Here is a 25553-nt window from a genome sequence, read left to right as displayed (position 1 = left end):
TGATCCGTCGGCCAGTACGCCACCTACCAGGGGAAAGTGACCTGATCCCCTTTCGATGAAGGTTACGAAGAGGTAACGACCTTTGCAGACTGGTTACCTGCATGACGAAATATGTCGATGGTTGCGTTAACATTGCCGCGCTCCCGCGCCCCACCCTCGAACATGGCGCTCCGGGTCACCCGCCTTCTCCCCGCAGTTGAAGAGGGCAGATTCGGGGCAACTTTGGGAGCGCTCCCATCTGCCTGCGCTCACTGCGCCGGACGGTGGACACGCCCCTGCACCACCTGCAAACGGAGGTCTTTCGTGACACCCACATCGGCACCATCACACCGCAGCCGCCGGCGGCGTGGGCTACTGGCCGCGACCATCGCGGTCGTCCTCGCCATCGGCGGGCTGGCATTCGGCCTGGGCACCGCATCCGCGGCGACGGTGGACACCAACGCCTGGTACGTACTACCGAACCGGCATTCGGGCAAGGCGCTCGACGTGTACGAACTGGCCACCACCGACGGCGCTCGGATCACCCAATGGGCGCGTAACGACGGAGCATGGCAGCAATGGCAGTTCGTGGACTCCGGCGGCGGCTTCTACCGGCTGCGATCGCGGCATTCCGGCAAGGTGCTGGACGTGTCCGGAGCGTCGACCGCTGACCGTGCCCAGATAGTACAGTGGACAGAGCACAACAGCTCCAATCAGCAGTTCCGGCTGGCTGACTCCGACGGCGGCCATGTCCGGCTGCTCGCCCGGCACTCCGGCAAGGCCGTGGACGTGCTGGACTGGTCCACCGCAGACGGCGCCGAACTCGTTCAGTGGCCGGACACCGGCGCCGCCAACCAACAGTGGCAACTCGTGCGCGTCGATGGCGGTCCCCCGCCGCCGACGACCACGCCTCCGCCCGCGAACGGCACCAGACTGATGGAGAACCTGGGCCGGGGAGTCGTGGCGGTGCGGTCCGGCGCCTCGAGCGTGCTGGTCTCGTGGCGACTGCTCGGCCTCGATCCGCAGGGAATCGGGTTCAACGTGTACCGGTCCACCGCCGGTGGTGCTGCCGTCAAGCTCAACTCCACCGCTCTGACCGGCGGGACGAACTATACGGACACCACGGCGAACCTGGCGCAGTCGAACAGCTATCACGTGCGGCCGGTGGTCAACGGTGTCGAGCAGCAGGCGAGCAGCTCCTTCACGTTGAGAGCCAACAACGCCGTCGAGCCGGTGGTCCGCGTGCCGCTGCGCAACACCGGGACGGTGAAGTTCGTCTGGGTGGGTGACCTCGACGGGGATGGTGAGTACGACTATGTGCTGGACCGCCAGACCAGCCCCCAGCGCATCGAGGCGTACCGCAGCGACGGACGGTTCCTGTGGGACGTCGACATGGGGCCGAACAGCACGAACCAGAACAACATCGAGGGCGGTTCGTCCACCATCAACGTCGGCCACAACGACGGGGTGACGGTGTACGACCTGGACAGCGACGGTCGCGCGGAGGTCGCCGTACGGATCGCCAACGGCGTACGGTTCGGCAACGGAGCCACGTTCACGCAGGGTAACGACAACAACCGCCAGCACATTGCCATCCTCGACGGGATGACCGGAGCGCCGCGCGCCACGGCACCGGTGCCGACCGACTACCTCAGCGACGGCCCGATGTACGCCCGCTTCGGCGTGGGCCACCTCGACGGCACCAACCCGAGTCTGGTCGCCTTCATGAAGAACCGCATCGGCAACGGAGGCTTCAACCTCATGTTCACGGCGTGGCGCTTCAACGGCAGCACCCTGGCCCAACAGTGGAAGTTCCTGCGCGGCAACCAGAACCTGCCCGACGGGCACAACACCCGGATCATCGACGTCGACGGCGACGGCCGCGACGAGATCGCCGAGATCGGATTCGTCCTCAACGGAGACGGCCGCCTACGCTATTCGCTGGCACCGCAGGGCATCGTGCACGGCGACCGGTTCCACATCGCCAAGATGGACCCCAGCCGCCCGGGCCTGCAGGGATACGGGGTACAGCAGGACAACCCCAGCGGTCTGCGCGAGTACTACTACGACGCCGCCACGGGCGCCATGATCTGGCAGCACGTGGAGGCCGGCGTCGCGGACAACGGGCGCGGGATGGCCGGCGACATCGACCCACGCCGTCCCGGCATGGAGGTCTGGTCCTTCTCGGGCGTCTACAACGCCGCCTCCAACCAGCGGCTCGCGGACACCGCCCCCTGGCCGCAGCACGGCCTGTGGTGGGACGGCGACCTGACCATGGAACTGTTCAACGACGGCAAGATCGAGAAGTGGGACCCGAACAACCCCACGCCCAGCAACCGCCTGCCGCGGCTGCTCACCGTGGGCCAGTACGGCGGCCAGACGTACGGGGTGTACCCGACGCTGATCGGCGACGTCCTCGGCGACTGGCGCGAGGAAGTGGTAGTCACCAACAGCAACTCCACCGAACTGCTGATCTTCACCACCAACCAACCGACCAACACCCGCCTGTACACCTTGGCGCACAACCCGGCCTACCGAAACGCCATGACCCTCAAGGGCTACCTCCAGTCACACCACCTCGACTACTTCCTCGGCGCCGGAATGACCCAGCCACCTCAACCGAGGATCGCCTATACCCGACGGTGACATCGCAAAGACTCTGCAGCGCTACGCACCCGAGCCGGCCGGCGACCAGCGATCGCCCACTGGGCGCCGGCCGCGCTCGCCGACAACAGCCGACGCTGCCAAATGCGGTGCGGGCCGACAACCACGCCACGCAGCCGATGCCCGTGCAAGCGGCCGCCGTGAGTCGCGCTGCGCAGGTAGTCGGGGATCACCCCGGCCACGAACGCGAAGCCGACCACGTCCACGCCTTCGGCGACCTTGTCTGCGCCCTGCTCAGCCACCGCCGACCCATCAAGAAGACATCTGGGACGAGCCCGAAGCGACAACCTCGTCAGGCGATCGACGGCGCGTCACCGCGCCGGCGGCCGACGAAAGCGGCGGGAGTCGTCCCGAGGAACCTACGGAAGTGCCGCGTGAGATGTGACTGGTCGTGAAACCCCGCCTCGACGGCCGCGGCAGCGGGGGTCCGCCCTTTCAGCAGAAGTCTTCGTGCCATGTCGACCCGGCGGCCCGTCACGTAGCGATGCGGTGGAACGCCGTAGGCCCGCGAGAAAGCTCGCATCAGATGATTCGGGTGCGCGCCGAGCGTCTGCGCGGCCTCGGCGATGGTCAGCGACTCGGTGAGTCGACCATCGAGCAGTTCACGCAATCGGCGTGCCAGAGGGACATCGTGCGCTGCCGAGGGCAGCCGTACGAGATGCGCTCGCGCAAGCTCGCGCAACTCGTGGATGCCGTGCTCGGCCGCCATGGTGTCGGCGGGCGACCGCAGCGCGGCGTGCACGTGCCGGGCCGCAACGACGGCACGTGCGTCGTGCAGCGTGGGGGTCGCGGCGGCAGCGGTCGCGGTACGTGGCGGCAACCATGCGGGGTCGAGGTAGAGCACGCGCTTGCGGAAGGACTCTCCACGAACAGCCGACCGGCCGTCATGAGGAACGTGCGGTGGCAGCAGCGTCACGCTCGTCGGCGCCGCCTCGTGTCTGGCGCCGTCCAGGTCGTACGCCACCGCACCGGCGTCGATGAGCAGTACGGTCCAGGAGTCGTGCGTGTGGGCCGGGTAGGCATGGTGCTCGAACGTCGCGTGCAGCACTTCCTGCACCAAGGGCACCTCAGGATGCCACGCGCGCACCGCGTCGACCATGCTAGGAACGTACAAGACCAGGCTGACGGGGCCGTCGGACAGTAGACGGATGCAGGACACCCTTTCCGCGCCCGGCGCGGCCACCGATTCAACCGCACCTGTCCGCTTCGATACGAAGGTTGCGGTGCTGCTGCGCGATGACCTGCTGCCCTGGCAAGAGTTGAACGTCACCGCGTTCCTCATGAGCGGCATCGCGACAAGCGCTCCGGACCTGACCGGGGAGCCGTACCGCGACAGCGACGGCAACGAGTACCTGCCGATGCTTCGTCAGCCGGTGCTCGTCTTCACCGCGGACGCGGCAAAGCTGTCCGCGGCACGGGAGAAGGCGCTCGAGCGGGGCATCCCGATCGCCGTATACACCCACCAACTGTTCTCCACCGGCCACGACGCGGCCAACCGCGCCGCCGTTGCCTCCGTACCCGCCGGCGAACTCGACCTGGTCGGGGTCGCGCTCCGCGGACCACGTAACGCGGTCGACCGCATCACGAAGGGCACCCGGATGCACCAGTGACAGGCGCCGGCCATCGAGGCGGCACGGTCAGGCGAGGCCGACGCCCGAAGACGGCGCGGCCCTCGTCGGTGCCTTCCCCTGGGTGGGTCACGGAGTTTGGTCCGCACCACACGCGTTAGCCGCCCCGGACGGCGGGTACACACCGACACCTCGAGGTACGCCGGGGCCAGAAAGGGGTTGGGTACCGATGCGACACGGAACCGGTGCCGCGGTGACGGGAATGGTCCGCGGAACCATGGCGGCCATGGCCATGTCCGGCCTTCGGCAGGTTACTACCTCGCTCGGCCTGGTAGCCCAGGTACCGCCAGAATCCGTCCTGTGCGAGACGGCCCCGCGGCTGATGAACGCGATCCCGGTAGCCCAGCGAACCGCCCTGGTCGAGGGGATCCACTGGAGCTACGGGGCGTTCGGCGGCGTACTGTTCGGGATGCTCCCGCGACAGCTACGCCGTCAACCATGGACCGGCCCCGCCTTTGGGAGCGCCTTCTGGCTGGGCTTCGAGTTGGTCGTCCGGAGAATGCTGGGGATCGCCGACGGCGAGGGCGGCGTCCGCCAGAAGCTGGCCCTCGCGGCCGACCATGTCCTCTACGGGATGGTGGTGGGTGCCTCCGAGTGGCCATACCGGGACTGACGCCGGATGCGGGTCTCGCTGTTGTTCAGCGCCGATTCGATCGCGAGCCCGGTTGCGCAGAGCAGGCCTTCGCCGTACATCGGGCCGACAAGTTGCAGGCTGGCGGGCACGGGAAAGTCAGGTGACGGTATCGGCATGGAGATCGCGGGGACGCCCGCGAGATTGAACGGCGCGGTCAGCCTGGTGAGCGGGAAACCCGCGAAGGCGGTCAACAGCGGTGGGGACGCGACCAGCGTCGGCAGCGCCAGAACGTCGACCTCGTCCAGCGCCGCGGCCACTTCCGCCTGCCACGCCGCGCGGGTGACCATGGCCTCGGCCAGCTGCTGCTCGGTGATGTCGCGGCCTGCGCACAGGCCGCCGCTGACGAACTCACCGACTCCGTCGGCGTCGAGCAACGAATGGTGCGCCCGCCACAACTCGCCGAGGATGATCGTGTCGAGGGCGTCGTAGGTCTGCTCCCATCCGGGCAGCCGCACCTCGCGGACGGTGAGTCCAACCGCGTGTAGTGCCGCGTCGACGACCTCTTCGACCGCGGGGTCGACGCCGTCTATCCGCAGCCGTCCGACCCGGCGAGCGGGACGCGACGCGACCGTCCAGTCCGGCTCCAACAGACGCATTCCGGTGACCACGCCGGCCACGTCGCGGGCCATCGGACCAACAGTGTCCAGACTGGGTGCCAACGGCCAGACACCTTCCGTCGGCACCCGTCCCCAGGTCGTCTTCAATCCCACGATCGCGCAACACGCGGCCGGGATACGGACCGAGCCGCCGGTGTCGGTGCCCAACCCGATGTCCGCTTCACCGTTGGCGACCGCCACCGCGCTGCCGCTCGATGAACCACCCGGGATGCGGTCGGGCGCCACCGGGTTGACTGGGGTGCCGAACGTCGCGTTGTCGCCCGCCGGGCTGACACACAGTTCGGTCAGCGTGGTCTTGCCGACGATGTACGCGCCGGCCGAGCGCACGCCGGCGAGGCAGCGCGCATCGGACGCGGCGAGGGTCGCCCGGTCACGTACCGCCACGCACCCGGCGGTCGTGATCACGCCGGCCATGTCGATGGCGTCCTTGACGGCGACGCGGACGAGCCCGCTGGGGTTGGCGGCGGGTGGATCGAAGCGGGTGATCCAGATCGACACCCGGCGAACATACGATGCGCGACGACGGACCACCATGCATTTTCCCACCAGCGCTACCCCCGGTATTCGGCATGCAGCTCGGCGTACGGTCGGCGGCGGTCAGGGTAATGCCGCGTTCTACCCATGCCGATCTCGGCACAGCAGTGCGTCCCCGGCGTACGGACGCGATGAGCCGGGCACTCCTCGGCCAGGGCGCGGACCTGGTCTGCCTCGAGTTCGAACGCCTTCCGGCTGCCGGTGAGGAACAGCGTGTCGGCCGCGATGTCCCACCGAAGATGATCAAGAAAGTCCTGATGCCAGAACCGTCCGCGGTCGGCGGCGGCCGGACGCGACGGCCAGGCGTCGCCAGGCAGGGTAACGCTGTGCGGCCTACCGGTGCCGAGTCGAGCCCGGACCTGCTTCCACCGTGACGGCGCGAACGCGAGACGGTGGTGCAGCAACACCAGGTCCAGTGGCCGTCCCCATACGTGGCGGTCGGGTGGCTCCGCACGGCGCAGCGGAAGGTAGACGATCGTGTACGGCGACCGGGCCGCCAGCCCCCACGCCATGGCGAACATCGCCGCTGATTCCTTGTCGAGACAGAACTGCGCTCCGAGGCGGCCCTCGTAGAGACCGGCGAACCGGGGAACCCTGGCGGCGCGAACGACTCGGTACCGGTGGTATCCCAGCCGGACCTCGCTGACCATCACCGGCCACTTGCCTCCGGCCAACCGTCGGCCCATTCCGGCAGCACCTCGTTCGCACTATCGACCATCTGTCCCTCAGGCGAGCATTGTCGCTACCTCCGCACGGCACGACGAACGATTTCCAGCATCATCGGCCGGCCAAACGGGCAGCAGCATCCTCGACGCCCTCGGGAGGCGGACCTACGGGCACGACTCCGTATGGTGTCCGCACGGCCGAACTGCGGGATCCGTCTCCGCCGGTACGTCCCGGCCGTCACGGACGAAGGGCGAGGTGACGTGGGTACCGATATCTCCGGCGGGGTGGAGATCCGGCCGAACGGTCCGGGATCGCCGTGGCTGCTGACCGACGCCGGTGTGGAGGACCTGCCGCGCAACTACGATGCCTTCGGTCTGCTGTTCGGTGTGCGGAACTACGCCGGGTTCGAACCCGTCTCGCCCGGCCGTGGCCTGCCTGCGGACGCCAGCACGGAACTGCTCGCTCTCCGGTTCTCCGACGACGAACACGATCACACCTGGGTGGCGTGGACACAACTGGCCCGCATCGACTGGACGGCGCAGGCCCCTCGCGTGGACGACCGGATCCACGAGTACGAGCTGACGAGCGAAGGACCGATCCTCGTCGGCAAGGCGGGTCACCATGGGCGCGCCTGGCGCGCGGTGGCCGGCGAGGACGCCGATCCCCGGGGCAGCAGCTATCCCGAGGGAACCCAGTGGCGCGCGGCCGACAGGATGTGGCGGGTGGAGCGCCTCCGCCAGGGCGACGTCCTGCGTGGCGACCCGCCGCTGCGCGCGCTGCTGGACACGATGCGCGGTCTCGCCGAGCGACATGGCGACGACAACGTGCGGCTGGTCGTCTGGTTCGACAGTTAAGGCGTGTCCGCGGCCCAGGTCCTTTCCACCCTGGTCGAGGCCGCGTTCGGCATCGCCGGGCAGGCATGATCGGTGTACGGGGCCGGCACCTCGCCGCCATCGGACCGCAGGTCCGGCCGCGCTCGGGGGTGCGTACCGCTTGTTGCCCCCTTCTAGGCTGATCGGGTGGCAATGGGCGGATATCGGCTACGGCCAACGAACCCACCCCACCCGCGACAGCACCTCCGGTCCCCGCCGAACCCGCCCCACCACCGGCCGCACCACCCCCGACCACCGATGAAACCCCCCACCAAACCGGTCAGCCGACGACGACCGGCAACACCCCGGGCAAGGTGAAGCCCGACCCCGGCGTTGCCGCCGCCCTCGTCCGCTGGCCGCGCTGGCCGCCTCGAACCCGGCGCGACAAAGTCGCCATCGGCGGCACCATCGCCCTGGTACTGGCAGTCGTCACCGCCACCAGCCTGCCGAGCTTCCTACCCACCGACCCCGGCCCGTCCGGCCGCCGGCCCCAGCCCACCGCCACCCCCTCGGGCGACAGTCCACCGAACAGCACCGCCCCCACCGGCCCGCGCATGTCGAACGCCCGTAGCTTGACCGGCCACAGCAACATGGTCGCCAGCGTGGCGTTCAGCCCCGACGGCAAGACCCTCGCCACCGCCGGCTTCGACGACGTCGCTCGACTGTGGGACGTGAACACCGGCAAGACCCTCGCCAACCTCACCGGCCACGACAGAATCGTCACCGGTGTGGCGTTCAGCCCCGACGGCAAGACCCTCGCCGGTGCCAGCGACGGCAAGACCGTACGGCTGTGGAACGTTGCCACCGGCCAGACCATCGTCACCCTCACCGGTCACACCGACACGGTCAACGGCGTGGCATTCAGCCCCGACGGCAAAACCCTCGCCACCGCCAGCAGCGACCACACCGTACGGCTGTGGAACCCTGCCACCGGCCAGACCATCGTCACCCTCACCGGTCACACCGACACGGTCAACGGCGTCGCGTTCAGCCCCGACGGCAAAACCCTCGCCACCGCCAGCAGCGACCACACCGTACGGCTGTGGCGAGTCACTCCCGACACCATCAACGGCGAGGGAGGGCAGCGTGCAAGAGCTGCCCCCGTGCCGACGCGGGCACCGCGGTCGTCGTTGACCGTCGGTTCGTCGGGCGTTGTCGGGGTTACCAGGGACGACGCCGTCGTCGTTGAGGAACGAGCCGGTCAGGCCGCCGTCGGGCAGTGTGGCAACCCGGATCGCTGTTGCCGCGGCCTCGTGGGGCGGCCGGCCCTGGAAGCCGGTGAAGTCGATCGCGACCAGGCCCGGACCGTCGCTTTCCGGTAACGCCCGGTGGGTGTGGTGCCCGGGAGGTGAGTCCCGGGCACCCACGGGATTTGTCAGACTCCGAACGCGGCGGGGTACTGGATGGTGCCGGCGGGGATCGGCCGGGTGGTGTCGAGTGCTATGGCCATCATGGCTTCGTCGGGTACCTCGAAGGGAGTCCGTATACCGAAGCGGGAGGCGGGGGTGAAGCCGAACCGCGGGTAGTAGCTGGCGTGGCCCAGGACGAGGACCAGGTTCTCTCCCATGTCCCGGGCGGTGTCCAGGGCGGCGCGGATGGCGGCGGAGCCGGCGCCGGTGCGCTGGACGGAGGGCAGTACCGCGCACGGGCCCAGGGTGAGGGCGGGTGCGCCGTCGCCGTGACACCGGGTGAGCAGCGCGTACCCGACCGGAGTGCCGTCCGGGGCGGCGGTGATCATGGACAGGCCGTCGATCCAGGCCTGCGGGTCGGCGCGCAGGGCCTCGATGATGTCGGCTTCCATGGCGGTGGGAAAGGCGGCGAGGTTGATGGCGCGGATGGCGGGAATGTCTTCGGTGGTCTCGGGGCGGGTGGTCCAGGTGGGCATGGTGGTCCCGTTCTCACTGTTGACGAGGGTGTCGTCGTGGGGTTGGAGGACGTAGGCGGCGTACTGGTAGTCGCCGCCGTGCTCGCGCCGCATGGCGATCTCCGCCTGGAGCGCGGCCAGTGCCTCCGGCATGCCGGGCTGCCGGGGGTCCACTCGGGAGATCCGCTGGGTGAGCGGGCTGTAGTACTCGTCCCACCAGTCGGTTTCCGGCAGTGGCCAGTGGGCGCTGAGGCGGTAGCCGGCGGCCTGTGCGGCGTCGGTGTTCGTGGCGTGGGTGCGCAGGGGGTAGGCCGCGTCCCAGTAGGCGCGGGCCGATGCGGCGGGGCTGGGCACGGTCCACTCGATCTCGGTGGCAACGAGGACCCCGCCAGGGGCGAGCAGGCGATGCCAGGCACGCAGGGCGGTGTCGAAACCGATGGTGTAGACCGATCCCTCGGCCCAGATCACGTCGAAGCTGTGATCGGGAAAGGGAAGCTGGTCCATCGAGCAGTTGACGACCGTGACCTGGCCGCCCAGGCCGCGGCGTGCTGCCTCGGCCGCGAGGCCGTCCAGGAACGGCTGGTGCAGGTCGACGGCGGTCACATGGGCTCCGGCTTCCTCGGCCAGCAGCAGCGTGGAGCGGCCGGGTCCGCAGCCCGCGTCCAGCACCCGGGGGCGCTCGGGCAGCGGACCGGCCATCTCCAGTAGGCGGCGCGTGGTGGCGTCCGAGCCGGGGCCCTGCCGGGGCAGGTCACGGTGCAGGGTGAAGAACGCCTCCGTGACCGGGTCGGTACCGGGAACGTGGTCGGGCGTGCCTGTGTCGTTCACTGCTGACGCTCCCGGAACTGGTAGGTGGCACGCAAGTTTCTTGTGATGCCCTTCTTGATGGCGTCCCGGTCGGCGCGCACCCGCGCATCGGTGCGGGAGGCGGCATAGGTGTTCTCGCGCAGCAGTCGGTGGTAGCTGTCCAGGCGACGCCGGGGAACTTCGCCGGCCTCGACAGCGGCCAGGACCGCGCAGCCCGGTTCGCTCAGGTGAGCGCAGTCCGTGAACCGGCAGCCCTGTGCGAGGTGCTCGATCTCGGAGAACGTCTGCTCCAGCCCCTCCTGCACGTCGTGCAGACCAATCGCACGCAGGCCTGGGGTATCCAGCAGGACGCCACCACCGGGCAACGGGAGCAGTTCCCGCCATGCGGTGGTGTGCCTGCCCTTGCCGTCCGCATCGCGTACGGCGCCGGTGGCCAGCCGTTCCTCGCCCAACAAATGGTTGCCCAGGGTGGACTTGCCCGCTCCGGAGGGGCCGAGCAGCACGATGGTGCCGGTCAGGACGGTGGCCAAGGTGTCCAGGCCCTGCCCGGTCACGGCGCTGGTGACCAGTACGTCCGCCCCTGGGGCCACCGCGGACACCTGGGCCCGCGCCGCAGCCGGGTCGGCGCTCGCGTCGGCCTTGGTGAGCACCACGACCGGCTGGGCGCCGCTCTCCCAGGCCAACGCGAGCAGGCGTTCGGTCCGGGCGTGCTTGAGCGGGGCCGCGAGTGACACAGCCACGACGACCGTGTCGACGTTCGCGGCCAGTACCTGGCCTTGCGAGGTACGCGAACTGCTCGAGCGCACCAGGGCGGTGCGCCGCTCCAGTACCGCATGCAGTGCAGGGCCGCGTTCCGTGGCGGCAGGACGACGCAGCGCCGCCCAGTCACCCGTGCATGGTGCCGACAGCGGGTCGCCCTGACCGACCGCGCCGGGAATCGCCACACGGACGATTCCCGCATCGGTGACAACGTCGCAGGAGCCGCGTTCGGCCCGTACGATTCGGGCCGCGATCCGCCCGGCAGCGCGATGAGGTGCGAAGGCGTGCTCCCACGCTTCGCCCCAGCCGTAGTCCGTCAGGGAATATGGCTGAGCATGAGATGAGAAAGATTGAGACAACGTAGAGACCCTTGAACAGGGGTCCCAAGACACATGAGGTGGTGCCTCCGCGAGCCGCCGAGGCTCAACGGGGCAGCAGCGTCAGGTCAGACCGGGACCCGGGACGTGAGGATGATCTGGCGGGCACTGCACACGGCAGTGGCCTTCGCGGCAGTCATCAACTCACCCCCAAATTTCTGGTCCCACAACCGACCTGGTGTCGCTGTGCCGCCGACCATAACACGTGAATCGGCCGAGTGGTCCGACGGTCTAGGCTCTTCGTTCAACCCGCGAGTCTCTTGCGTGTAGTGATCGTGCACGTGGCCGGGTGTTTCTTCTGCAGATGGTCGTCCTTGCGGGCACCGGCGGCGTGCTGGTGAGCGCGGCTGGTAATCGTGTCGGCGTCCTCCCGTCAGGTAAGAGCGGTCATGATCGTCTGTGGTTGCGGCTCATTCGGTACGGCGTGTCGACGGCCTGAGCCGCAGACGATCAAGAGCCGGCGGCGGAGGAAGGCGGCCACGGCCCCAGCTTCGCGGGGTTGACCACCAGGTTCAGCTCGGCGATCCGACCGTCGGCGACCTCGACGCCGATCACGCCGCACACGGCGCCGTCCAGTTCGAGCACGAATCCGTGCCCGCCGGCGAGCAGCACCGGCTCCAGCCGTACCCCGGCGTACCGGCGGGCCAGCCAGGACAGCAGGGTGACCACCCGCTCGTGGCCGTACACCGGTTTGCGGGCGGCGGGCACCGCACCGCCGCCGTCGGAGCGCAGCACGATCCGCGGGTCGAGCAGGTGAACCAGTTCGGCCAGGTCGCCGTCGGCGCTGGCCGCGGTGAAGGCTGCGAGCACCCGCCGATACTCCTCCGTCGAGACGGGTTTGCGCGGTGGCGCCTCTTCGCGGACCCGCCGGCGCGCCCGCGACGCGAGCTGCCGGCAGGCCGCCGGGGTCCGGTCGACCAGGCTCTGCCCGGCTGGCGCGACCGGGTCACCTGGCGGCGGGACGCGGTGGCGAATGGCCGTACGGGGGCGCTGGACCTGCCCGGACAGACCTGGCGGGACCGGCCGGCCGTCGATCGCGGCGACGGCGTCTACCTCGCCGGCGACCAGGTCGCCGCACCGGGCCTGCTCAGCGAGGTCTCGTTCCACAGCGCGGTGACTGCCGCCCGGCTCGCGCTCGGCCGGCCCGTGGCACACGAGGCCACCCCATGATCCCGCACCGCTAGCGGGGCCGGGCACCGTCCAGGAAGCGCGACGACCTGGGGCGCCCCGTTCGGGGCGTTCACGAGGTCCGTCGCGCGTGCGAGGTGCAGGAACGCGTTCATGAGGAACCAGGGCTCGCCAGTCACCTCCATGCCGGCGTCGACGAGCACCAGGCGTCGATGTCCTGGTGCTCGTCGACGAGTTGCCCGTGCGACCCTTCCGCCCACCCGACGCGACACGCCACACTGGATGGAGACCGCCAGGGGGACAACAGAGGAGGAGGCGGAACATGCTGAACTTAGAGGCACTCATGATGGCTGCCTTGACCACGGCGTTGATCCTCGGAGGAATCGTCGTAGTCTTCATACTGATACTGGCCTGGTCGACTGGCACCCCGATCTCCTGGTTCTTCACTAGCTCCAACGGATCGAGCCGCCGCGGCGAGGGCGGCGGTGGAGACTTCGGCGGTGACGGTGGCGGGGACGGAGGCGGAGACGGAGGCGGAGGCGGTAGCGGGTGACGAGTCGCCTCCGGGGCAACGACGGCCCCACCTTCACCTTCGACTACGCCGGCACCCCGACCGACGCCTGGCCCGAACGCAGCCGGGTCACCCCGGCAAGCGCGCAAGCCGCCGCCCACGAATTCCTGACCAGCGGCGGCGGCCGGCCCTCGAACCTCGCCTGGGACATCGTCGCCGACTAGCTTGATGTGTAACCCGTGCGGCATGGTCCAGAGCGTGGCGCAGATGCAACAAATTGGTGTCCGAGAGAGCTGGAGCATCTGCCCCGCTCAGCCGGAGAACCTTTTCGCAAGTTCCCGCATCCGTTGCGTGCCCTCGGCCACCTGGTCGCCGGTGAGGGGCGTCCCGGGCATGAAGCCCAGGCGCTCGATCTGGTCGGCGAAGCGCAGGCATTCCCGGTGGGCGTGTTCGCGACAGGCGAGGCAGGTGATGCTTTCCGGACGGGTGGAGGTCATCGCGTAGGGCACCTGGACTCCGCAGCCCGTGGTGACGACGGTCGGTGCGTCCGTCGCTCGGCCCAGCATCGACACGACGAGGTTGCGGGTGTCGGCGTCGACCTTCGGCACCTTGCGCTCGACGTGGATGTGCGGATCCGGGTCGCTCGTCTGCATCCGCGCCTCCGTGTTCGTCGCGAGTCAGGTTACCGTCCGCCCGCGACCCGGTGCGGGCTGATCCCGCCCAGCCCCGACCACCGCCGGCACGAACCTACCGGCGGCGGTCGACTCCAAGGGTCAGTCGCGTTCGATGAGGTGGCCGACGACGCCGGGGCCGAGCATCACCGGGGTGCCGGAGCCGTCTCGACGCTGGTCGACCGGCGGCAGCTCGACCGGCTCGCCGGTCTCGGTCGCGCCGGCCGGCCGGGGGCCGATCCAGGCGACGGTCAGCTCCTGCTCGCCCTTGAGGAACCGCTGGGCGCGGACCCCGCCGGTGGCGCGTCCCTTGGCCGGGTACGCCTCGAACGGGGTGACCTTCACACCGACACCGGTCGAGGTGACCACCATCGGCTCGCCGTGCTCGGCGTCGTCGGTGCGTATGGCGCCGAAGAAGACGACCCGGGCGTCGTTGGCGAGGTTGATGCCGGCCATGCCGCCGCCCTTGATGCCCTGCGGGCGGACGAGGTTGGCGCCGAACCGCAGCAGCGAGGCGTCGGAGGAGACGAACGCGAGCGTCTCGGTGCCGTCGGTGAGCCAGGTCGCGCCGACGATCTCGTCGCCTTCGCGCAGGGTGATGACCTCGAACTCGTCGGAGCGTACGGGCCATTCGGGGGCGGTCACCTTGACCACGCCGGCCCGGGTGCCGATGGCGAGGCCCGGGGAGCCGGCGCCCTGCTCGCCGAGCGGGGCGAGAGCGACGACCCGCTCCCCCGGTTCGAGCGGCAGGAGTTCGCTGGCGGACATGCCGCCGCTGAGCGAGACGGTGCCGGCCTGTTCGGGCAGGACCGGCAGCGGGAGTACGTCGGTCTTGAAGGCGCGGCCGGTGTTGGTGACGAGGAGCACCTGGCCACGGGCGGTGGAGTGGACGAGGGAGCGTACGGTGTCGTGCCGGACGCGGCCGTTGCGGCGGCGGCCCTCGGTCGCCTCCTCGGACTCGGCGGCGGTCCGGGCGACGAGCCCGGACGTGGACAGGATGACCTGGCAGGGGTCGTCGGCGACCTCGAGCGGGCCGGCCGGCGCGGACGCGGCGAGGACCTCCTTGAGGTCGCCGTCGATCAGCGTGGTGCGCCGGGGCGTGGAGAACTCCTTGGCGACGGCGGCCAACTCGTCGGAGACGACCTTCTTCAGCACCGACTCGTCGTCGAGGATCTTCGACAGTTCGGCGATCTCGCCGCGCAGCCGCTCCTGCTCGGTTTCGAGTTCGATGCGGTCGAAGCGGGTCAGCCGGCGCAGCGGGGTGTCGAGGATGTAGGTGGCCTGGATCTCGGTGAGCGAGAACTCGCTGATCAGTGCCTCTTTGGCGGCCTGGACGTTGTCGCTGCCGCGGATCAGCGCCACCACCCGGTCGATGTCGATGAGGGCGATGAGCAGGCCGTCGACCAGGTGGAGGCGTTCCTGCCGCTTGCGGCGGCGGAAGCTGCTGCGCCGGGTCACCACGTCGTAGCGGTGGGCGAGGAACACGTCGAGCAGCGGCTTGAGGCCGAGGGTGCGGGGCTGGCCGTCGACGAGGACGAGGTTGTTGACGCCGAACGACTGCTCCAGCGGGGTGAGCCGGTAGAGGTCGGCGAGCAGGGCCTGCGGGTTGACGCCGACCTTGCACTCGATGACGAGCCGGGTGCCGTTCTCCCGGTCGGTGAGGTCCTTGACGTCGGCGACGCCCTGCAGACGGGCCGCCTGCCGCTGGCCGCGGCGGGGGCCGGAGGTGATCGGCTTGCCGCGTACCTCGTCGGTGACCGCCTCGATGACCTTCTCGGCGCCGACGCCGTACGGCAGCTCGACGACGGTGATCGCCTGCCGGCCGCGGCTGCCCTCGACCGGGCCGATCTCGACCTTGGCCCGCATGCGGACGACACCGCGTCCGGTCTCGTAGGCGCGGCGGACCTCGTCGAGGCCGAGCAGCATGCCGCCGGTGGGCAGGTCGGGGCCGGGTACGAACTCCATGAGCTTGTCGAGGCTGGCGTCGGGGTGTCTGATCAGCCAGCGGGCGGCGGCGACGACCTCGCCGAGGTTGTGCGGGATCATGTTGGTCGCCATCCCGACCGCGATCCCGGAGGTGCCGTTGACCAGCAGGTTGGGGAACGCGGCCGGCAACACGGTCGGCTCTTCCAGCGAGCCGTCGTAGTTGGCCTTGAAGTCGATGGTGTCCTCGCCGAGTTCGCCGACGAGCAGCATCGCCTCGCGCGACATCCGGGCCTCGGTGTAGCGGGAGGCGGCGGGTCCGTCGTCGGGTGAGCCGAAGTTGCCGTGGCCGTCGATCAACGGGGTGTTGAGCGAGAAGTCCTGGGCGAGCCGGACCATGGCGTCGTAGATCGCGGTGTCGCCGTGCGGGTGGTACTTACCCATGGTGTCACCGACGACGCGGGCCGACTTCACGTGCGGGCGGTCGGGGCGGTAGCCCTGCTCGCTCATCGAGAACAGGATGCGCCGGTGCACCGGCTTGAGGCCGTCGCGGGCGTCGGGCAGCGCACGCGAGTGGATGACCGAATAGGCGTACTCCAGGTAGGAGTCCTCGACCTCGGTGGTGAGCGGATTGTCGATGATCCGCGCACCGGCCTGGTCGAACGCGGACAGGTCTACCTTGGGTTGGTTGCCCTTGCGGCGTGCCATGGTTCAGCCTTCTGTTCGGACGTACCGGGGGGTTCGGACAGGGTGACGCCGGTCAGGCGTCGATCGTCTCCTGGTCGACCCGGTCGGCCGACTCGATGAGCCAGTTCTTGCGGGGTTCGACCTTCTCCCCCATCAGCAGTTCGAGAACCCGTTCGGCGGCCTCGACGTCGTCCAGCGTGATCCGCCGTACGGCGCGGCTGGCCGGGTTCATCGTGGTCTCCCACAGTTCGTCGGCGTTCATCTCGCCCAGACCCTTGAACCGCGGGATCGGCGTGACGACCTGCTTGCCGGCCTTCTCCAGCCGGGCGACGGTGCCGGTCATCTCGGCCTGGGTGTACGTGTAGATCGTCTGGGTGTTGCGGCCCTTGGTGGTGATCTTGTGCAGGGGCGGCATCGCCGCGTAAAGCCGTCCGGCCTCGATCACCGGCCGCATGTACTTGGCGAACAGGGTGATCAGCAGGGTACGGATGTGCGAGCCGTCGACGTCGGCGTCGGCCATGATCAGCACCCGGCCGTAGCGCAGCGCGTCCAGGTCGAAGGTGCGGCCCGAGCCGGCGCCGAGGACCTGGACGATCGCCGAGCACTCGGCGTTGTCGAGGACCTGTTGCAGGTTGGCCTTCTGCACGTTGAGGATCTTGCCCCGGATCGGGAGCAGCGCCTGGTATTCCGACGAGCGGGCCAGCCGGGCGGTGCCGAGCGCGCTGTCACCCTCGACGATGAACAGTTCGCTGCGGCCGATCCCGGTCGAGCGGCAGTCGACCAGCTTCGGCGGCATCGACGCGCCCTCCAGGGCGGTCTTGCGCCGGGCGGCGTCCTTCTGCTGCTTCTGGGTGAGCCGGACCCGGGACGCGTCGACGATCTTCTGCAGTACGGTGCGGACCTCGGCCCGGCTGCGCCGGTCGTCCAGCCAGGACCGCAGCTGCCGCTCGACGACGGTCTGGATGACCCGGGTGATCCCGGCGGTGGACAGTTCGTCCTTGGTCTGCGAGGTGAACTGCGGCTCGGGGATGCGGACGTGGATGACGGCCGTCATTCCCTCGAGGACGTCGTCGAGGACCGGCGGGTCCTCCTTGGCCTTCAGCAGCCCGCGGGTGTTCTTCACGGCGTCGGCGAGGGCGCGCAGGGCGGCGCGTTCGAAGCCCTTGCGGTGGGTGCCGCCGTGGGCGTTGCGGATGGTGTTGGTGAAGCTCTCGACGGTGCGCTCGTAGCCGGTCCCCCAGCGCAGCGCGACCTCGACCTCGGCCCGCCGTTCGACGCCGGCCTGCATGACGCCGCTCTCGTCGGCGGCGTTCTCCTTGTAGGTGCCCTCACCGGTGATGACCAGGGTGCCGGAGACGGCCTTCTCGCCGGTCGGGGCGAGGAACTCCACCATGTCGGTCAGCCCGCTGGGGAAGTGGAAGACCTCCTCGGTCGGACCGTCGCCCTGCGACGCGTCACCGGTCAGGTCACGCAGGACGTAGGTGACGCCGGGCACGAGGAACGCGGTGTTGCGCAGCTTGGCGCGTACGGCGGCGACGTCGAGGGCGGCGCCGGACTCGAAGTAGCGGGCGTCGTGCCAGTAGCGGATGGAGGTGCCGGTCGCCTCGCCGCGCTTCATCTTGCGGGCGATCCGCAGCCCGGACTCGGGCGTGTGCGGGGCGTCGGGGTCGGGGCCGTCGAAGACCCCGGGTACGCCGTGCCGGAACGACATCTCGTGCACCTGCCCACCGCGGCGTACGGTGACGTCGAAGCGCCGGGCCAGGGCGTTGACCGCCGAGGCGCCGACGCCGTGCAGGCCGCCGGAGGTCTTGTAGCCGGAGCCGCCGAACTTGCCGCCGGCGTGCAGCCGGGTGAGCACCAGCTCGACGCCGGACAGGCCGGACTTGGCGTGCCGGTCGGTGGGGATGCCACGGCCGTCGTCGTCGACCTGCACCGACCCGTCGGCGTGCAGGGTCACCTCGACACGGGTGGCGTGCCCGGCGACGCCCTCGTCGGTGGAGTTGTCGAGGATCTCGTTGACGAGGTGCCCGACACCGCGACTGTCGGTGGACCCGATGTACATGCCGGGCCGCTTGCGGACGGCGTCCAGACCCTCGAGGTGGGTGAGGTCGTCAGCCCCGTAGAGGGCCTCGGGCTGTGCGGTCAACTCGTCGTACTCCCAGCTCTGGCAGGTGGGCTCACCCGCTTTCGGGCCTGTTCGTTCCGGTGGCGTCCGGTGGGACGCCGCCCGTGAGCCTAACCGGCCGGTCGGACATCGGTCGGCGACCGGCCGGTGGCCGGACCTGGATTACCCGCGGATTTCGATCTAGTTACATGTGACGCTTGCCGCACGCAGTCAGCAGCCTCTATGGTGTGAAAGCGCTTACGAAAGCGCTTTCGCAAGCGCTCTCTGGCTACTACGACGGATTGGTTGGCTTACCTTGTCGAAGCCCAGATGGCTGCAGAAACGGCACCGGAGCATCGCCCTCGCCGCCGCCGCGGTGCTGGTGGCCACGCTGCCCGCGACCCCCGCCGGCGCCACCCCGAACAGCGCGCCGAACTCGAACAACGCCCCGATCACCGACCCGATTCCCGAGGACCCGACCCCGGCCACCCTCGGCCTGGTCGTCGAGGAGTTCGCGAGCTTCCCGAAGTCGGAGCCGGTTCCGACGCCGACCGACCAGCGCCTGGTGCGACACGCCCGGATCAACTACCTCGGCGAGGTCCCGGACGGGTCCGGCCGGCTCTACGTACCCGACCTCAACGGCAAGCTCTACCTGGTCGAGAACGGCGTCAACCACGACTACCTCGACGTCGGCGCCACGTTCGCCCCCGACTTCTGGTCCGGCCGCGGCCTGGGCAGCGGGTTCGGTTTCGTGACGTTCCACCCGAAATTCGCCCAGAACGGCAAGTTTTACACCACGCACACCGAGGCCGGCGCCGCACTGACCTCGAAGACCCCCGACTTCACCACCCAGCCGAACACCGTCGTGCACAGCGTGGTCACCGAGTGGACGGCGACCGACCCGGCCGCCGACACATTCAGCGGCACCCGGCGCGAGGTCATGCGGATCGGGTTCGCCACCTACATCCACGCCATCCAGCAGATCGACTTCAACCCGACCGCGAAGCCCCGCGACGACGACTACGGCCTGCTCTACCTCGCCGTCGGCGACGGCGGCATCGGGGTGAACACCGACGAGCCGCAGAACCTCGGCACCCCGCAGGGCAAGATCCTGCGCATCGACCCGCTCGGCACCAACAGCACCACCGGCCGCTGGGGCATCCCGAAGAAGAACCCGTTCGTCAAGAAGGCCGGTGCCCTCGACGAGATCTACGCGTACGGGATGCGCGACCCGCACCGGTTCAGCTGGGACCCGGGCACCAACAACCGGATGTTCCTCGGCCACATCGGCGAGCACGCCATCGAGGCCGTGTACGAGGTCCGCGCCGGCGACAACCTCGGCTGGAGCGTACGCGAGGGCGCCTTCGTCTTCGACAAGAACGACCGCTGCAACCTCTACCCGCTGCCGAACAACGACCGCGGCTACGTCTACCCGGTCGCCGCCTACGACCACGACCCGCCGGCCGGCTGGCCGTGCACCAGCGACAGCGGCCATGCCATCAGCGGCGGCTTCGTCTACCGCGGCGACCTGCCGGCCCTGCGCGGCAGGTACGTCTTCGGCGACCTGGTCGAGGGCCGGGTGTTCTACACCGAGGCGAACCAGATGCGCCGCAACAAGGACAAGCTCGCCAAGCTCCACCAGCTGCACCTCTTCGACCAGGCCGGAAACCGGGTGAACACCCAGGACCTGGCCGGCGACGGCCGCGTCGACCTGCGCTTCGGCACCGACGCCGACGGCGAGCTCTACCTGCTGTCGAAGGCCAACGGCAAGATCTGGAAGGTCACCGACACCCGCCGGGTCAAGGCCAACCCCGACGTGCACCCCAGCATCGAGCGGAGCCTGGCCGCCTACTACGACTTCGAGACGATCTTCCCGCCGGACCGCGCCCTGGAACTCGACAAGGGCTACTCCGGGACCAACATCCGCCTCGTCAACGGCGGGCCGGAGATGCGGGTCAAGGACGGCGCCTACCCGGGCAGCAACACGTCGATCCAGACCAAGCAGGTCAACCCGACCGTCGCCGGCAACGACGACTGGAAGGCCGGGATCTTCAACCAGAACGGCGTACCGACGCTGAACGCCTTCAACCGGACCAAGGGCACCACGGTGATGGGCTGGTTCAAACTGACCGGTCCGCACAGCCCGGCGCTGAACTCCAACACCGCCAACCCCGACGACCGCTACAACGCCATCGGCCTGGCCGGCATCCTCACCGGCGACTCCGACGGCCACGGCGTCCGCGCCCTGCTGGAGCTGATCAACGTCAACGGTGAACTGCGCCTGGTGGCGCTCGGCCGCCGGCTCGACGGCGGCGCCTCGCAGACGTTCGCCGCCAGCGAGGACTGGCGCACCCTGCTGCCGCAGAACGAATGGGTGCACCTGACCGCCACGTTCGACTTCGACAAGGGAACGATGGCGCTGTACCGCAACGGCGAGAAGGTCGACGGCTTCTACACCGCGACCGGCGACCCGTGGCAGGTCGGCGGTGAGGGACCGCACTACACCTCGCCGACCGACCCGCGCGGCATCAAGATCGGCGGCTCCTACCCGCAGGACACCCGGGAACAGAACCCGTGCGACTGCCGGATGGACGCCCTGATGTTCCTCGACCGCGTGGTCACCCCGTCCGAGGTACGGGCCCAGTACCGCCTCGTCACCGCCGGAAGCTGACCGGCAGGTGAGAGCCGGGGTACGGCGGGTAGTCCCGACCCGCCGTACCCCGGCTGGCGTCTGCGGCCCTACACCGCCGGGGATGCTGCACGCAGCTCCGGCAGCTCGTCGGGCCAGCCGACGAGCAGGGACCACCTGGCGACCTCGCGGTCGGGCCCCACGTACTCGAGCAGGGCCCGCCCGCCGGGAAAACCCATTGCGAGGGGCCGGCACCGGATGTCTGGTTGACCGGCCATCAATCACAGGACGGAGCATGACCGCCATGTCGCTGCCCACCCCCACGCTGCACACCACCCGCCTCAGCCTGCGTCCCTTCGACGACGCGGATGCGGACGATCTCTTCGCGCTGCACAGCAACGCCTACGTGCTGCGCTACTGGGACGCGCCACCGTGGAGCGAACGCGCACGCGCCGAGCGGTTCATCACGGCCTGCCGGCAGATGGCAGAGCAGGGCACCGGTGCGCGGCTGGCCGTGGATCGTGACTCCGACCGGACGTTCATCGGCTGGTGCAGCCTGAACCGGTGGAACCCGGACTACCGCAGCGCAGCGCTGGGCTACTGCTTCGACGAGGCAGCGTGGGGCCACGGCTACGCGACGGAGGCCGCGCGGGCTCTGCTGCGGTGGGCGTTCGACACGCTGGACCTGAATCGCGTCCAGGCCGAGACCGATACCCGCAACCTGGCATCTGCCCGCGTACTGGAGAAGCTCGGGTTCGTGCGCGAAGGGACCCTGCGCGAAGACTGCGTCGTAAACGGCGAGGTTTCCGACTCGTGGGTCTACGGGCTGATCAGGCGAGAGTGGCGGCCGTCGCCCGAGCCGGTGCCCGCCAGCTGACTCCCCGCTGCCTCGCGCGACGTCGCCCGACATCCGGGAGCCTCGCTTCACCTGCGTCCTGAACGGGCACGTCACAGGAGGCGGGCCCTTTCGGAGCAGGCCGAAGGCTGCCGACAGGGCCGCGGTGGGCAGCACGACGGCGGCCGTGCCGAGCGCACCGCTACGCGCCACGAGCGCTCCGGCCGATCATCCGAGTGGCCAGAGCCGGGTGACGACACGGCCGGTGACATCGCCGTCGGGGACGGGTCCGTACGCCCGCGAGTCCCGCGATATCGCGCGATCGTCACCCATCACGTAGACCGTGTCCTCGGGTACCGTCACGGGCTCGCGTTCGGTGGCCAGTTCGGCCCTGGCTCGCAGGTACGGCTCCTGCGCCGGGGCACCGTTGCGGTGCAGCCGCCCACCGGCACAGGAGAGCAGATCCCCGGGCAGCCCCACCACCCGCTGCAGCGCCGTCACCTCGCCGGGCTGTCGGAACAGCACCACGTCGCCGTGCGTACGTCAGGGCAGCAGGTCATACCGGACCGGGCAAGCAGTCCCCGGCTGTGGAGACTCCGAGCGAGCTTGCGCTGGCAGTGCTGGGCAGCGTCGCCGCCGGGATCCTCACACCGGTCACCATCGCCATCGCCGCACGCGGCTTCGACATGGACACCCTGACAGGCACCGGCCACGGCGTCCGCCAGCGAATCAGCCAGGCGGTCGGGTTCGGCTGGTACGCGGTCTTCGCGACGCGGCTGCTCCGCATGACGGCGGTGGCGCCAACTCCGGTTCCCCCGGCGTCGCCGACTGGCCGGTGACCGCTTTGACCGGCGGCGCCGGGACCATCGCCGCCGCGCTACCGGGCGGTACGCGGACTACCACCCGCTGCGCCGGTACGTGACCCGTCGGACCAGTACCTCGAACGGCCCCCGCCGTCCGGTCCGCCGCATCCAGTCCGCCAGCAGCACGGTGGACAGCCACGTCGTGGTGGCGAGAAACGCCGTGCCGGCGACGGTCAGGGTGGCGGAGAGATCAAGTAGGAACGGGGTGAAGACGACCGCCCAGACCACCGACTGGGCCAGGTAACAGGTCATCGATCGCTCACCGGCCGCGGCGATCACGTCGACCATCCGCCCAGGGCCGCGAGCCTGGAACCGGACGGCGATCAGCGACAGCAGCGCGGCGTAGCCGAGACCGCCCAGGACCCCGGTGGCGTCATGCAGGGGGCCGATCAGTTCGAGCGTCGGCTGGTCCGGGGGTGCCAGCACTCCGGCGAGCATCAGCGAGATCGGTTGGGCGCCGAGCACCGCGGCGCCGATCCCGACCGACGCCGTACCCCACAGCAACATCCGGTGCCGCTCCGGCCGCTCCAGGATGCGCCGCCGCCCCGCCCAGAGCCCGATCGCGAACGGGCACAGGAAGCCGACGGGGCCCAGGAAGGCGATGTAGAGGGATACCTGGGCCCGCTCGACGAGCATGGTGGGCACGTCCGGTGGCAGCATCGCAACGTCCGGATGGCTGCTGTCGATGGTCGACGATCCGTCGCCCGGCAGCGCACCGAGCGCGAAGAACAGCAGGGCCGTCAGTAGCAGCCAGCCGTCCTTCCAGCGCACCAACCAGGCGCCCACGAGCAGGAGCACGCCGTACGCCGCCAGGATGTCGCCGGCGTAGAGCAGCAGCGCGTGCAGGAAGCCCACGACGATCAGCACCAGGCTGCGCCGCCACAGCAGCCGGCGTACGGCCCACGGCCCGAGCGTCCGCTGTCTGCGCGCGATCTGGGCGACGCCGTACCCGAACAACAGCCCGAACATCGGAAACGCCCGACCGTCGACGAAGGTCGAGAGCAACCAGGTGACGGCCGAGTCGACGCCCGATCCGTCACGCGGGTAGCCGCCGAGCACCGACGGGCCACGCAGGAAGTAGTGCGAGTTGGCCAGGGCGATGAACAACAGCATGAAGCCACGTGCGAGGTCGGGCCCCAGGGCGCGCGACGCAAGGGCGGTCGGGTGGGACAGATCTGTCGTCACGAGGCATCTCGAAGGTCCGGAGGAAGCGGTGCTGACATGTCGATCAGCCAACCGCGCTCACCGGCCGGTAGCCAGACCACTTTGGTCGATACCGGACCTGACCAAAGTCGATCTACCCGACCGGCCGCCAGTGGGCGGGGCGACCCTACCGGTCGTCGGGAATCCGGCCGGACGCCAGTCCGCCGGCGTGGCGGGCCTGGTCACGCAGCCGGGGCGGGACCAGGTCGAGGAGCTGGTCGGGGCGCAGCGGCAGGTCGAGCAGGCTCAGCTTGACCCGGCTGCGCTGGGCGTGCGCGGTCGGATCGAGCCGGACGACGTTGACGCCGCCGGCCCGTACGGTGACCGACAGGGTGCCGTCCGGCGGCAGCCGGCCGGCGTCGGTGCCGTCGACGGTGATCCGCAGCGCGGTCCGCGCCGGATTGTGCAGGCCGATGGTGTCGGTGCCGCCGAAGACCACCGCCCGGTTGATGCCGGACATCGGCGCGACCGGGGTGACCGCGACCGTCGCCGCCGACGGCGACAGCACCGGCCCGCCGGCGGCGTAGTTGTACGCCGTCGATCCGGTCGGGGTGCAGGCGACCACCGCGTCGCAGCGGTAGTAGCCGTACCGGGCGTCGTTGACGAGCAGGTCGACGACGGTGCCGCCGGGCGGTGCGGCGGGGGTCAGGACGACGTCGTTGAACGCGACGTGGCGGGTCACGCCGTCCGGTCCGCCGGTGACGGTGATGTCGAGGTTGGCGTGCGGTTCGAGGGTGAAGTCGCCGGCGACGAGGCGGTCCACCGCGGCGGCCAGGTCGGGCGGGGCGATCTCGACGAGGAAGCCGAGGTGGCCGTGGTTGACCCCGAGTACGGGAACGTCCCGCCCGACGAGCAGCCGCATGGCGCCGAGCATGGTGCCGTCGCCGCCGAGGCTGACCACGATGCCGACCCGCTCGAGGAAGGTGCCCTGGTCGAGGAGGGTGACCCGGTCGTCGGCGACCCGGCCGACGTCGGCATCCCGGGCGACGACGGTGGCGCCGAGCCGCCCGGCGGCGTCGAGCAGGGTCCGTACCGACTCGGCGACCGGCCTGGTCGGATGCACCACCAGCCCGATCACCCGGCCGTCCGCCGGCTGGTCGTCCACGCTCCGCGCCCCCCTTCTCCCGCCGCTCCGGCCACGATCGCACGTCCGGCGGCCCGCCGCCCGGATTCCCCCGGCCCCGGGGCTCAGGCCGGGCCGAGCAGATCCCACCGGTTGCCGGCGATGTCGAGGAAGACGACGACGCGGCCGTACGGCTGGTCGCGGGGTTCGGTCACGAACCGGACCCCGGCGTCGACCAGCCGTCGGTACGTGGCGTCGAAGTCGTCGACGCGCAGGAAGAACCCGACCCGGCCGGCGGTCTGGTCGCCGACCGCGGCGCGCTGCCGCTCCCCGTCGGCGCGGGCGAGCAGGATGCCGGTCTCGGCGCCCGGCGGCCGCACCACGACCCACCGCTTTGGCCGGCCGTCGTTGGTCAGCGACGGCGAGTCCTCGACGAGTTCGAAGCCGAGCACCCCGGTGAAGAAGGTGATCGCCGGGTCGTACTCCTGCACCACGATGGTGATCTGCTCAAGCCGCATGCCGGGAGCATAGGCAC

Annotated in this window: 24 protein-coding genes; 10 read left to right on the top strand and 14 right to left on the bottom strand. The window is 70.0% G+C overall.

Annotated elements, in window-relative coordinates; genetic code table 11:
• Positions 1–303: 303 nt before the first annotated feature.
• Positions 304–2625 carry an RICIN domain-containing protein gene (locus QCD66_RS15520; RefSeq protein ID WP_375733532.1) on the top strand — a complete coding sequence of 774 codons (2322 nt, stop codon included), beginning with the start codon at positions 304–306 and terminating at the stop codon, positions 2623–2625.
• A 310-nt stretch (positions 2626–2935) separates the two neighbouring features.
• On the opposite strand, the gene QCD66_RS15515 is transcribed toward QCD66_RS15520, so the two are convergent.
• A complete protein-coding gene (locus QCD66_RS15515; RefSeq protein ID WP_364222412.1) occupies positions 2936–3742 on the bottom strand; it encodes an AraC family transcriptional regulator in 807 nt (268 codons plus the stop codon).
• Positions 3743–3791: 49 nt separating this feature from the next.
• Between QCD66_RS15515 and QCD66_RS15510 the strand changes: the two genes are divergently transcribed.
• On the top strand, positions 3792–4253 hold the full coding sequence (locus tag QCD66_RS15510; RefSeq protein WP_364222409.1) for a DUF2000 domain-containing protein: 462 nt from the start codon (positions 3792–3794) through the stop codon (positions 4251–4253).
• A 244-nt stretch (positions 4254–4497) separates the two neighbouring features.
• Positions 4498–4884 carry a hypothetical protein gene (locus QCD66_RS15505; protein ID WP_375733531.1) on the top strand — a complete coding sequence of 129 codons (387 nt, stop codon included), beginning with the start codon at positions 4498–4500 and terminating at the stop codon, positions 4882–4884.
• Here the strand turns inward: QCD66_RS15505 and QCD66_RS15500 are convergent.
• Both QCD66_RS15500 and QCD66_RS15495 read right to left on the bottom strand, forming a co-directional pair.
• On the bottom strand, positions 4839–6056 hold the full coding sequence (locus QCD66_RS15500) for an amidase (RefSeq protein WP_375733530.1): 1218 nt from the start codon (positions 6054–6056) through the stop codon (positions 4839–4841). The genes QCD66_RS15505 and QCD66_RS15500 overlap by 46 nt on opposite strands.
• Positions 6057–6073: 17 nt before the next feature.
• Positions 6074–6742, bottom strand: a complete 669-nt coding sequence (locus tag QCD66_RS15495; RefSeq protein WP_375733529.1) for a hypothetical protein — start codon at positions 6740–6742, stop codon at positions 6074–6076.
• Between the two features lie 264 nt (positions 6743–7006).
• Between QCD66_RS15495 and QCD66_RS15490 the strand changes: the two genes are divergently transcribed.
• Entirely contained in the window at positions 7007–7576 is a 570-nt protein-coding gene (locus QCD66_RS15490; RefSeq protein ID WP_375733528.1) for a hypothetical protein, read from the top strand.
• Between the two features lie 332 nt (positions 7577–7908).
• Complete coding sequence (locus QCD66_RS15485; RefSeq protein ID WP_407567169.1) at positions 7909–8916, top strand: hypothetical protein; 1008 nt, start codon at positions 7909–7911, stop codon at positions 8914–8916.
• A gap of 53 nt (positions 8917–8969) precedes the next feature.
• Here QCD66_RS15485 and QCD66_RS15480 read toward each other — a convergent pair whose 3' ends face one another.
• The 3 genes from QCD66_RS15480 to QCD66_RS15470 all read right to left on the bottom strand — a co-directional run bounded on the left by QCD66_RS15480 (position 8970) and on the right by QCD66_RS15470 (position 12211).
• Positions 8970–10286 carry a GNAT family N-acetyltransferase gene (locus tag QCD66_RS15480; protein WP_375733526.1) on the bottom strand — a complete coding sequence of 439 codons (1317 nt, stop codon included), beginning with the start codon at positions 10284–10286 and terminating at the stop codon, positions 8970–8972.
• A complete protein-coding gene (gene rsgA / locus QCD66_RS15475) occupies positions 10283–11209 on the bottom strand; it encodes a ribosome small subunit-dependent GTPase A (protein WP_375733525.1) in 927 nt (308 codons plus the stop codon). Before rsgA ends, QCD66_RS15480 begins: the two co-directional genes overlap by 4 nt.
• 642 nt (positions 11210–11851) lie before the next feature.
• On the bottom strand, positions 11852–12211 hold the full coding sequence (locus QCD66_RS15470; protein WP_375733524.1) for a hypothetical protein: 360 nt from the start codon (positions 12209–12211) through the stop codon (positions 11852–11854).
• Positions 12212–12367: 156 nt separating this feature from the next.
• Here QCD66_RS15470 and QCD66_RS15465 point away from each other — a divergent pair, with 156 nt between their 5' ends.
• Both QCD66_RS15465 and QCD66_RS15460 read left to right on the top strand, forming a co-directional pair.
• Positions 12368–12571 (top strand): hypothetical protein, encoded by a 204-nt coding sequence (locus QCD66_RS15465; RefSeq protein ID WP_375733523.1) that lies wholly within the window; start codon positions 12368–12370, stop codon positions 12569–12571.
• Positions 12572–13078: 507 nt separating this feature from the next.
• Positions 13079–13264, top strand: a complete 186-nt coding sequence (locus tag QCD66_RS15460; RefSeq protein WP_375733522.1) for an Imm1 family immunity protein — start codon at positions 13079–13081, stop codon at positions 13262–13264.
• Positions 13265–13351: 87 nt separating this feature from the next.
• Here QCD66_RS15460 and QCD66_RS15455 read toward each other — a convergent pair whose 3' ends face one another.
• From QCD66_RS15455 to QCD66_RS15445, 3 genes are all read right to left on the bottom strand, one after another.
• Positions 13352–13693: a hypothetical protein gene (locus QCD66_RS15455; RefSeq protein ID WP_375733521.1), complete on the bottom strand. Its 342-nt coding sequence runs from the start codon at positions 13691–13693 to the stop codon at positions 13352–13354.
• A 120-nt stretch (positions 13694–13813) separates the two neighbouring features.
• Positions 13814–16342: a DNA topoisomerase (ATP-hydrolyzing) subunit A gene (locus QCD66_RS15450; protein ID WP_375733520.1), complete on the bottom strand. Its 2529-nt coding sequence runs from the start codon at positions 16340–16342 to the stop codon at positions 13814–13816.
• A 52-nt stretch (positions 16343–16394) separates the two neighbouring features.
• On the bottom strand, positions 16395–18467 hold the full coding sequence (locus tag QCD66_RS15445; RefSeq protein WP_364222364.1) for a DNA topoisomerase IV subunit B: 2073 nt from the start codon (positions 18465–18467) through the stop codon (positions 16395–16397).
• 274 nt (positions 18468–18741) lie between these two features.
• Between QCD66_RS15445 and QCD66_RS15440 the strand changes: the two genes are divergently transcribed.
• Positions 18742–21096, top strand: coding sequence for a PQQ-dependent sugar dehydrogenase (locus tag QCD66_RS15440; RefSeq protein WP_375733519.1), 2355 nt, complete (start codon positions 18742–18744; stop codon positions 21094–21096).
• A 68-nt stretch (positions 21097–21164) separates the two neighbouring features.
• On the opposite strand, the gene QCD66_RS15435 is transcribed toward QCD66_RS15440, so the two are convergent.
• Entirely contained in the window at positions 21165–21293 is a 129-nt protein-coding gene (locus tag QCD66_RS15435) for a hypothetical protein (RefSeq protein ID WP_407567168.1), read from the bottom strand.
• Positions 21294–21349: 56 nt separating this feature from the next.
• On the opposite strand from QCD66_RS15435, the gene QCD66_RS15430 reads away from it, so the two are divergent.
• Positions 21350–21931, top strand: a complete 582-nt coding sequence (locus QCD66_RS15430) for a GNAT family protein (protein WP_364222355.1) — start codon at positions 21350–21352, stop codon at positions 21929–21931.
• 186 nt (positions 21932–22117) lie between these two features.
• Here QCD66_RS15430 and lepB read toward each other — a convergent pair whose 3' ends face one another.
• A complete protein-coding gene (gene lepB, locus QCD66_RS15425) occupies positions 22118–22417 on the bottom strand; it encodes a signal peptidase I (protein ID WP_375733518.1) in 300 nt (99 codons plus the stop codon).
• A 59-nt stretch (positions 22418–22476) separates the two neighbouring features.
• Here lepB and QCD66_RS15420 point away from each other — a divergent pair, with 59 nt between their 5' ends.
• Positions 22477–22728, top strand: a complete 252-nt coding sequence (locus QCD66_RS15420) for a hypothetical protein (RefSeq protein WP_375733517.1) — start codon at positions 22477–22479, stop codon at positions 22726–22728.
• 57 nt (positions 22729–22785) lie between these two features.
• Here the strand turns inward: QCD66_RS15420 and QCD66_RS15415 are convergent, their stop codons facing one another.
• From QCD66_RS15415 to QCD66_RS15405, 3 genes are all read right to left on the bottom strand, one after another.
• On the bottom strand, positions 22786–23865 hold the full coding sequence (locus QCD66_RS15415; protein ID WP_375733516.1) for a DUF418 domain-containing protein: 1080 nt from the start codon (positions 23863–23865) through the stop codon (positions 22786–22788).
• A gap of 217 nt (positions 23866–24082) precedes the next feature.
• The gene (locus tag QCD66_RS15410; RefSeq protein ID WP_375733515.1) at positions 24083–25060 is read right to left on the bottom strand and encodes an NAD(+)/NADH kinase; all 978 of its coding nucleotides are present in this window, start codon (positions 25058–25060) and stop codon (positions 24083–24085) included.
• 83 nt (positions 25061–25143) lie between these two features.
• Positions 25144–25536 (bottom strand): VOC family protein, encoded by a 393-nt coding sequence (locus QCD66_RS15405; RefSeq protein WP_375733514.1) that lies wholly within the window; start codon positions 25534–25536, stop codon positions 25144–25146.
• Positions 25537–25553: the final 17 nt, after the last annotated feature.

Source organism: Polymorphospora sp. A560, assembly GCF_045781765.1.
Lineage (GTDB): Bacteria > Actinomycetota > Actinomycetes > Mycobacteriales > Micromonosporaceae > Polymorphospora > Polymorphospora lycopeni.
Note: the sequence above shows the minus strand (reverse complement) of the source record. Positions and strands in the feature narration are given on the sequence as shown.

Bases quoted from the DNA above. Each gene is read 5' to 3' on its own strand.
- QCD66_RS15515 (WP_364222412.1), bottom strand. From the start codon at position 3,742: ATGGTCGACGCGGTGCGCGCGTGGCATCCTGAGGTGCCCTTGGTGCAG.
- QCD66_RS15510 (WP_364222409.1), top strand. From the start codon at position 3,792: ATGCAGGACACCCTTTCCGCGCCCGGCGCGGCCACCGATTCAACCGCA.
- QCD66_RS15505 (WP_375733531.1), top strand. From the start codon at position 4,498: ATGGCCATGTCCGGCCTTCGGCAGGTTACTACCTCGCTCGGCCTGGTA.
- QCD66_RS15500 (WP_375733530.1), bottom strand. From the start codon at position 6,056: ATGGTGGTCCGTCGTCGCGCATCGTATGTTCGCCGGGTGTCGATCTGG.
- QCD66_RS15495 (WP_375733529.1), bottom strand. From the start codon at position 6,742: ATGGGCCGACGGTTGGCCGGAGGCAAGTGGCCGGTGATGGTCAGCGAG.
- QCD66_RS15455 (WP_375733521.1), bottom strand. From the start codon at position 13,693: ATGCAGACGAGCGACCCGGATCCGCACATCCACGTCGAGCGCAAGGTG.
- QCD66_RS15450 (WP_375733520.1), bottom strand. From the start codon at position 16,342: ATGGCACGCCGCAAGGGCAACCAACCCAAGGTAGACCTGTCCGCGTTC.
- QCD66_RS15435 (WP_407567168.1), bottom strand. From the start codon at position 21,293: ATGGGTTTTCCCGGCGGGCGGGCCCTGCTCGAGTACGTGGGGCCCGAC.
- QCD66_RS15430 (WP_364222355.1), top strand. From the start codon at position 21,350: ATGACCGCCATGTCGCTGCCCACCCCCACGCTGCACACCACCCGCCTC.
- QCD66_RS15415 (WP_375733516.1), bottom strand. From the start codon at position 23,865: ATGCTGTTGTTCATCGCCCTGGCCAACTCGCACTACTTCCTGCGTGGC.
- QCD66_RS15405 (WP_375733514.1), bottom strand. From the start codon at position 25,536: ATGCGGCTTGAGCAGATCACCATCGTGGTGCAGGAGTACGACCCGGCG.